Here is a 1483-nt window from a genome sequence, read left to right as displayed (position 1 = left end):
TATGCCGCCTGCGTCCCCTGCCCCAGCGCGAAGCCCTTCAGCAAGTCCTCGGTCATCGTCAGCGCCTGCGCCGCCAGCAGCATTTCCACCCCGACGATGTATTGCGTGTTCTGCACCACCGTCATCGCCTTGCGCGCACACCAGGTCGAGTTGGAGATGTGGTCTTCGCTGTTGCCCTTGGACGGGATGCTGTCCACGCTGCCCGGCATCGACAAGGTGCGGTTTTCCATCACCAGCGAACTGAGCGAACACTGCACCACCGGATAGCCGGTGTTCACGCCCCGCACACCGCTCATCAGGTTGCGCGGCAGGCCCCACGACAGCGTCGGGTCGATCAGGCGCGCCACCCGGCGTTCGCAGATGCTGCCCAGGTCGGTAATGGCCATCGCCAGCAAGTCCATCGCCTGCGCCAGGTACTGGCCGTGGAAGTTGCCGCCGGAGATGATCTCGAAACCTTCGCCCTCTTCCTTGCTGAAGATCAGCGGGTTGTCGGTGGCGGAGTTGGTTTCCTTCTCGATGATGGTGTCGATATAGTCCAGCGCGTCGAACACCGGGCCGTAGACTTGCGGCGCGCAGCGCAGCGAGTAGACGTCCTGGATGCGGGCGGTGTAGGGGATGTCGGTGCGGCGCAGTTCGTCCGGCAGTTGTACCGCACGGGCTTCGTGGGTGGTGCGGGTCGAGCCCTTCAATAGCGTACGCACCACCTGGGCGGTCTTGATCTGGCCGGCATGTGGGCGCGCCTGCTGGATGCGCGGGTCGAAGGCGGCCATCTCGGCGCGCATCGCCTCCAGCGTCAGGCCCAGCGACAGGCAGGCGTCGGTCAGCAGGTGGCGGGCGTCGTGCGCGGCCAGGATGGCCACGGCCAGCGAGGCAGTGCAGCCATTGATCAGGGCCGAGGCGTCCTTGGCCTTGAGGTCGAATGTCACCGGGCCGATGTCGGCCTTGGTGATGGCTTCAGGCGCGCTCATGCGCTGGCCCTTGTACATCACTTCGGCCTCGTCGAAGCCGGCAATGGCGGCGGCCAGGTAGGCCAGCGGCGCCAGGTCGCCGGAGGCGCCCACCGAGCCCTTTTGCGGCATGATCGGGTGGATGCCGGCGTTGATGAAGGCCAAGAGGCGCTCCACCACTTCCACCCGCGGGGCCGAGTAGTTGGAGGCGAAGGCGTTGGCGCGCAGCAGCATGGTGGCGCGGCTGACTTCCTCGGAGAAGGGTTCGCCGATGCCGGCGCTGTGGGCGCGGATCAGCTGGGTCTGGAACAGCTCGATGTGCTCGACCTTGATGCGGGTGTCCTTCAACAAACCGACGCCGGTGTTGAAGCTGTACATCATCGGCGCCTCGTCGTGCATCCAGGTGCTTTCGATGTAGTCGCGGCTTTCTTTCAGGGCCGCGCGCGACGAGTCCGCCAGCGCTACCTTCAGGTAGGGCGCGCGCGCCACGCTGATGACTTGCTGTGCGGTGAGGTTGAAGCCGTCGATGGTGATGG

General features: G+C 65.7%; 1 protein-coding gene. It reads right to left on the bottom strand.

What is annotated here, in order from left to right; translation table 11 throughout:
* The coding region (locus tag AKL28_RS23560; protein ID WP_050470701.1) for an HAL/PAL/TAL family ammonia-lyase at positions 1-1481 on the bottom strand (1481 nt) is incomplete at its 3' end.
* Between the last annotated feature and the right edge of the window lie 2 nt (positions 1482-1483).

Source organism: Herbaspirillum chlorophenolicum (genome assembly GCF_001189955.1).
Taxonomy (GTDB): Bacteria; Pseudomonadota; Gammaproteobacteria; order Burkholderiales; family Burkholderiaceae_D; genus Herbaspirillum; species Herbaspirillum chlorophenolicum.
This window is presented reverse-complemented; position numbering and strand designations above follow the sequence as displayed.